This is a genomic window from Luteibacter sp. P4_E6 (assembly GCF_056401535.1).
This window is the reverse complement of the sequence record NZ_JBFUJE010000198.1, coordinates 1-7,086: the sequence shown is the minus strand read 5'-3', so window position 1 is coordinate 7,086 and position 7,086 is coordinate 1. Positions and strand designations below refer to the sequence as shown.

Here is a 7,086-nt window from a genome sequence, read left to right as displayed (position 1 = left end):
GGCCAATGGCGATCCCATCTGGCGCCAGCCGGTCGCGACGACGCATACGAAGTATTGGAAATCGCGTGGCGTGGCCGATGACGTGGCCTGGGTCTATCCCTTCCACCTGGATACGCACGCCAGCGGTGACCATCATGAAGGCACCGACCATGGCTGGAGCACCGGCCACGGCGCGTGGAATCTTGGCCGCAGCGACCGCTGGATCGAACAGAAGCAGGACGTACTGACAATGGCGCATCTGCGCCGCGAGGACGCCGCGTTTCATTACGCCCTTGCGGATGCCTTTACGGTCTGCGATGCCTACCACGCGTCTGCTCTGGCCGACACGGCGATCAATCGCATCTACCTGTGGAGCGGCACCTCGGATCCGTCTGGTCGGCTTGGTCGCAAGTTGAACGGGCCGGGCAGTGAAGAGCGTCCCGATACCAACGGCTACACATGGACGACGTATCCGGAGCGGCTGGAAAAGGCCGGCGTGAGCTGGCGTGTCTATCAGGGCGGCACCGGCGAACCGGATGCTCCGTCCGACAACTACACCGACAACTCGCTCGAGTTCTTCGCGACGTACCAGGTGAAAGAGGGCGCCGATCCGACCGGTTCGCTGGTACGCAACGGCGTATCGACGCATACGCTTCGGGAACTCCGCGAGGACGTGCGGCACGATCGCTTGCCGCAGGTGAGCTGGATCGTCGCGCCGTACAAATACAGCGAGCATCCGACCTCGTCGCCGGCGGATGGTGCGTTCTACATCCGCAGCGTGCTCGATGCCCTCACGGCAAACCCAAAGGTGTGGGGTCGCACCGTGCTGTTCCTGAACTACGACGAAAACGACGGCTTTTTCGATCACGTCGTTCCACCGGCGCCGCCGTTGGAGAGCGGGCAGGGCAGTGAAGGCGTCGTTTCGGACGATCTGGTCGCGGGTCTTTCCGACGAGATCATGGACCTCGATGCGCATCCGCGGATCGTCGCGCCTCTTGTGCCTGGCAGCGATCCCGGCGGCGAACAACCCGTGGGACTCGGAAATCGCGTGCCGATGATCGTCGTCTCACCCTGGACCCGTGGCGGCTGGGTGTGCTCGGAAACCTTCGACCACACCTCGGTACTGCGTTTCCTCGAGAAACGGTTCGGCGTCGACGAGCCCAACATCAGCACCTGGCGCCGATCGATCTGCGGCGACCTGACGAGTGCCTTCGATTTCGCAGGCACGGCCGACAACCACGTGCCGACGATCGCCTTGCCCGAAGGCTCGCCTGGCAAGGCGCCGATCAACGTCCCCTCGTCGCAATCGATGCCCGCGCAGGAGCCCGGCGTGCGTCCGGCACGTGCGATCGGCTATGCGTGGACGGTCGAGCACCGCCTCCTCGAGGGAGGCAGGAGCCGTATCGCCTTTGCCAACGCAGGAACGTCTGGCGCGGCATTCCTCGTTTACGATGGTCTGGACCGGGAGGCCCCGCCGCGGCGCTACGCCGTCAGTGCTGGCGCCAGCATCGTCGACGAATGGAAGCTTGCGAGCGTCGGCGACGCATACAATCGGCGTATCCATGGCCCGAACGGTTACTTCGCCGCCATGCGCGGCTTTGCCGATGATGCGCTGGAGGCGAGCGTTCACGGCACGGCAGGGGCACGTGCTGTCGACGTGGTGTTGCGCAACCGGGGCGCGGCGCCCGTCGTCTGCCGCGTCGCCAATGCGTACAGCCGCGGCGAGCCCCAGGTCGTGACCCTCGCGACGGGCGCCAACCAGACGCTCGCCCTGGACCTTGCATCCAGCGCGGGCTGGTATGACGTCACGATCACGGTGCCGAACGCGCCTCGCTACCTGCGGCGCTTCGCCGGGCATCACGAGGATGGCCGGCCGTCCACCAGCGATCCGGGCCCAGGCAAAGCTAACGATTCCCCGTAGGAGCCGATTCATCGGCGATCCCGCGGCAGCGGGCCAGGGTAAGGTGAGCACCCATCGCCGATGAATCGGCTCCTACAGAAAGCGGGGCCGCTATACTCACGAGCCAGCCACACCGAAAGCCCCAGCCCGTGACCAGCGAACTGTCCTCCATCATCGATTTCATCCGCTACGGCGCCAGCCGTTTCTCGGCCGCCGGCCTGACCTTCGGGCATAGCCACGACAATCCGATCGACGAGGCCACGCACCTGGTACTGGCCGCCCTGCACCTGCCGCCGGACCTGCCGCCGGCGTATGGCACGGGCAAACTGGTGTCCGACGAGCGTGAGAAGGTCCTCGCCCTGATCGAGCGCCGTATTGCCGAGCGCGTGCCCGTGGCCTACCTGGTGGGCGAAACCTGGTTCGCCGGCCTGAAGTTCAAGAGCGACCGCCGCGCCCTCGTGCCGCGCTCGCCCATTGCCGAGCTCATCGAAAGCCGTTTCACCCCGTGGCTGGACGACCGCCATGTGGAGCGCGCGCTCGACCTCTGCACAGGTTCGGGCTGTATCGGCATCGCCATGGCCGAGTACAACACCGACTGGCAGGTCGACCTGGTCGATGTCAGTGACGATGCGTTGTCGCTCGCCAACGAGAACATCGCCTACCAGCATGCCGAAGACCGCGTGCGGGCGATCAAGTCGGATCTCTTCGAAGGCGTGAAGGGCGAGGTCTACGACCTCATCGTCTCCAATCCGCCGTACGTCACCAATGACGAATACGCCGCCATGCCGGCCGAATATAGCCATGAACCGGTCCTCGGCCTGACATCCGGCGATGATGGACTGGACATCACGCTGCGCATCCTCGATGAAGCCGCCGACCATCTCAGCGAAGATGGCCTGCTGATCGTCGAAGTGGGTGACAGCGAGCATGCACTGGTCGCGCTGTTGCCGCGTTTGCCCTTCGTCTGGCTGGAGTTCAAGGTCGGCCAGATGGGCATCTTCGCGCTGGAGCGCCGCGACCTGCTCGAGCATGCCGCTGATATCGCCGCTGCGCGTGCCGCGAGAAACTAAACCCCTATCGGAAGCACCGTGTCCTCCAATACGTTCGGCAAGCTCCTCTCCGTCACCACGTTCGGCGAAAGCCATGGCCCGGCGMTCGGSTGCGTGRTCGACGGCTGTCCTCCCGGCCTCGCGCTCGATGCCGGTGAGTTCCGCGCCGATCTCGAGCGCCGTGCTACCGGGCGCTCGCGACATACGTCGCAGCGCCGTGAGGCGGACGACATCGAGATCCTTTCGGGGGTCTACGAGGGTGTCACCACCGGTACGCCGATCGCCTTGCTCATCCGCAATACGGATGCCCGCAGCAAGGATTACGGCAACATCCTCGATACCTTCCGCCCCGGCCACGCCGACTACACCTACTGGCAGAAGTACGGCGTGCGGGACCCCCGCGGCGGTGGCCGGTCCTCGGCACGCGAGACCACCATGCGCGTCGCCGCCGGTGTGGTGGCCAAGAAATGGCTGGCCGAACGTTACGGCGTGACCGTTCGCGGCCATGTCTCCCAGATCGGCGACGTCGTGCCTCGCGGCTTCGACGAGGCAGCTATCGAGACCAGCCCGTTCTTCTGGCCTGACGCCGCGCAGATTCCCGAACTCGAGTCCTATATGGACGCCTTGCGCAAGTCGGGCGATTCCGTCGGCGCGCGCGTCACTGTCATCGCGGACAACGTGCCGGCCGGCTGGGGCGAGCCCATCTACGGCAAGCTCGACGGCGAACTCGCCGCAGCCATGATGTCGATCAACGCGGTCAAGGGCGTGGAGATCGGCGACGGCTTTGCCGCCGTGGCCCAGCGTGGAAGCCAGCACCGCGACGAGATGACCGCCGATGGGTTCCTCTCCAACCACGCGGGCGGCATCCTCGGTGGCATCGCTTCGGGTCAGCCCGTGGTGGTCTCCATGGCGTTCAAGCCGACCTCCAGCATCCTGATTCCCGGCCGCAGCGTGGACCGGGCAGGGCAGCCGACCGAGGTCGTCACCAAGGGCCGCCACGATCCCTGCGTGGGTATCCGTGCCGTGCCCATCGCCGAAGCCATGCTGGCCCTTGTGCTGATGGACCAGGCCCTGCGCCATCGCGCCCAGTGCGGCGATGTGGGCGCGGTACCGCCGCGGATCCCCGGGACGCTGCAGGAGACATCGCATGACTAAGCCGAAGGTCTGGATCTCCCGGCCGTTCTTCCCTGACATCGTCGATCGCCTGCGTGATCATTTCGAGGTTCATGCCGAGGCCGAAGAACGGGCGTTCTCGGTGACCGAACTGGCCGAGCGGCTCGCCGATAGCGACGCCGCCATCGTCGGCCTTGCCGACAAGATCGACGGCAAGGTGCTCGAAGGCGCGCCGAAGCTGCGCTTCGTGGCCAACCTGGGCGTGGGCTATAACAACCTCGATATCGATGCCCTGACCCGGCGTGGCGTCGGTGCGTCGAACACGCCCGATGTCCTCAACGAAACCGTGGCCGATTACGCCTGGGCGCTGATGCTTGCCGCCGCCCGCCGCGTCGGTGAGGCCGAACGTTGGCTTCGCGACGGCCAGTGGCACGGCTCGCGTTTCGAGGGCTGGCTGGGCGCGGATGTGCACGGCAAGACCATCGGCATCCTCGGCATGGGCCGGATCGGCCAGGCCATTGCCCGTCGTGCGGCCGGATTCCGGGCGCCGGTCATCTATCACAACCGGTCGCGGCTCGATGCCGCGCTCGAGCGCGAATGCGCGGCGACCTACGTCGACAAGGCCAGCCTGCTGGCCCGGTCCGACCATCTGATCCTGGTGCTGCCGTACACGCCGGAAAACCGCCATGCCATCGGCGAGGCCGAGCTGAAGGCCATGAAGCCGACCGCGGTCCTGGTGAATATCGCCCGCGGTGGCATCGTCGACGATGCCGCGCTGGCCCGAGCCCTTGCTGCCGGCACCATCGCCTCGGCGGGGGTGGATGTGTTCGAAGGCGAGCCTTCGGTGCACCCCGATCTGCTGAAAATCGAAAATATCGTGCTCAGTCCGCACATCGCCAGCGCAAGTCGCGACACACGTCGCGATATGGCGGCGCTGGCTGTGGACAATGTGCTGGCGGCGTTCGGACATGGTCCTCACGCCGGCCGGCCACCCACGATCATCAATCCGGGTGTGCTGGCCGACGCCAGCTGACCTGTTCCTCCACGCCCTGACGAAAGCGAAAATGAGCAAGAAGACGAGTTACAAGGTGGCCATGGTGGGTGCGACCGGCGCAGTCGGCGAAACCCTCCTTTCGATCCTCGCCGAACGGGACTTCCCGGTCAGCGAACTGGTTCCCCTGGCGAGCGAGCGCTCGGCGGGCGGTACGGTCGACTTCGCCGGAAAACCTTACGTCGTCCAGGATCTCGCCAAATACGACTTCGAGGGCGTGGATATCGCCTTCTTCTCGGCCGGCGGTTCGGTAAGTCGCGAGCACGCGCCGCGTGCCGCCGCTGCCGGTGCCGTGGTGATCGATAACACCTCCGAGTTCCGCTACCAGGACGACATCCCCCTGGTGGTCGCCGAGGTGAACCCGCACGCGATCGTCGATTACACGGTGCGCGGCATCATCRCCAATCCGAACTGCTCGACCATGGGCATGCTGGTGGCGCTGGCCCCCATCCACCGCGAGGTGGGCATCGAGCGAATCAACGTCGCCACCTACCAGTCGGTGTCCGGCGCAGGTCGTAGCGGTCTCGAGGAGCTCGGCAAGCAGACCGCCCAGATGCTCAACTTCCAGCCGGTCGAAAGCGCGAAATTTCCGGCGCAGATCGCCTTCAACGTCATCCCGCAGATCGACGACTTCCAGCCTAACGGCTATACCAAGGAAGAAATGAAGATGGTCTGGGAGACCCGGAAGATCCTCGAGGATCCATCGATCCAGGTGAATCCGACGGCTGTCCGCGTACCGGTGTTCTACGGTCACGCGGAAGCGGTGCACATCGAGACCCGCGAGAAAATCACGGCCGAACGCGCCCGCGAACTGCTCGAGAAGGCGCCGGGCGTGGTCGTGAAGGACGAGCGGAAGCCCGGCGGTTACCCGACCCCTGTCGGCGATGCCGCCGGCCAGGATCCGGTCTACGTCGGCCGCATCCGCGAAGACATTTCCCATGAGCGCGGCCTCGACCTCTGGGTCGTGGCCGACAACATCCGCAAGGGTGCGGCACTCAACGCCGTGCAGATCGCGGAGATCCTGATCGAGGACTATCTGTAATGAACCATCGCGCCGCCATCGCCTGCCTGCTCGTCGTGTCCTCGCCCCTGGCGATCGCGGCCCAGCAAACCCAGACGAAGGCGGCGCAGGCCGACCCGGCCGCCGCCACCCGCGCCAGGGTGACGGCGGTGCACGGGGAGGTGCAGGCCGAGGACACCAACGTGCGGCAGCTCAAGGCACGCGTCGATGCGCTGGAGTCGGATACACAAGCCGCAAGCCGCCAGCTGGACGATCGGGACCGGAAAATCGCCGAACTCGAGCGTCAGCTGGACGCCCAGCGCAAGCCATAACATGTAAGGGGGGCGTGTACGGGCCTCGTGAACGACAGCAACGTTGTCGTGTAACTGCCCGTGGTCGCTATTGTTAGTTGTTGCTGGGGTGCACTACAGTGGCGCCTTCGCGGCCGACCGCCCGAAAGAGGCGTGCCGTCAGCATGGTATTAGTTCGGGGGAAGCGAGTGATGAACCGTACGTTGAAGCTGTCGATCATGCTGGCGCTTGCCACGGGGGGCGGACATGCCCTGGCGCAGGACCTGGGCGCCGTCCAGGTGCGCTCGACCATGGACCAGCCGCTGGTAGCGGAAATTCCACTGACTGGGGTGTCGGCCAAGGCCGATAACATCCATGTCGCCCTCGCCTCGGAAGAGGCGTTCTCGCGTGCGGGTCTGAACCGCAGTGGCCTGCCTGTGGCGCTTAGCTTCGCGGTGGGCAAGAACGCCAGTGGCCAGCCGGTCATCAAGGTGACCAGTAGCGCGCCGATACGCGATACCTATCTCGACTTCCTCGTCGAGGTCTCGACCGACGGCAACAAGGTCGTCCGCGAGATCACGATGCTGCTCGACCCGCCGGGCGCGCCGGCATCGACGGCCGGCGCCACGGCCAGCGCGCCTGCGGCCAAGCCGTCGCGGACGTCGGAGGTGCCCTCTCGCGTGCCTGCGCGCAGCGAGTCGCGG

Annotated in this window: 7 protein-coding genes; all 7 read left to right on the top strand. The window is 65.8% G+C overall.

All coding sequences use genetic code 11. The features are described 5' to 3' along the window. Positions 1 to 1,900, top strand: a 1,900-nt coding sequence (locus tag AC1DT2_RS12845; protein ID WP_477296649.1) for a phosphocholine-specific phospholipase C, incomplete at its 5' end; no start/stop codon positions are given. Between the two features lie 128 nt (positions 1,901 to 2,028). Beyond that, positions 2,029 to 2,949 carry a 50S ribosomal protein L3 N(5)-glutamine methyltransferase gene (prmB, locus tag AC1DT2_RS12840; RefSeq protein WP_477296648.1) on the top strand — a complete coding sequence of 307 codons (921 nt, stop codon included), beginning with the start codon at positions 2,029 to 2,031 and terminating at the stop codon, positions 2,947 to 2,949. Positions 2,950 to 2,967: 18 nt separating this feature from the next. Next, a complete protein-coding gene (gene aroC, locus AC1DT2_RS12835) occupies positions 2,968 to 4,083 on the top strand; it encodes a chorismate synthase (protein WP_477296647.1) in 1,116 nt (371 codons plus the stop codon). Further along, positions 4,076 to 5,074, top strand: a complete 999-nt coding sequence (locus tag AC1DT2_RS12830) for a 2-hydroxyacid dehydrogenase (RefSeq protein WP_477296646.1) — start codon at positions 4,076 to 4,078, stop codon at positions 5,072 to 5,074. Before aroC ends, AC1DT2_RS12830 begins: the two co-directional genes overlap by 8 nt. Positions 5,075 to 5,105: 31 nt before the next feature. Then, positions 5,106 to 6,134: an aspartate-semialdehyde dehydrogenase gene (locus AC1DT2_RS12825; RefSeq protein WP_477296645.1), complete on the top strand. Its 1,029-nt coding sequence runs from the start codon at positions 5,106 to 5,108 to the stop codon at positions 6,132 to 6,134. After that, entirely contained in the window at positions 6,134 to 6,424 is a 291-nt protein-coding gene (locus AC1DT2_RS12820; RefSeq protein WP_063573738.1) for a hypothetical protein, read from the top strand. The genes AC1DT2_RS12825 and AC1DT2_RS12820 overlap by 1 nt, the downstream gene beginning before the upstream one ends. Before the next feature lie 170 nt (positions 6,425 to 6,594). Beyond that, the coding region (locus AC1DT2_RS12815) for a type IV pilus assembly protein FimV (protein WP_477296643.1) at positions 6,595 to 7,086 on the top strand (492 nt) is incomplete at its 3' end.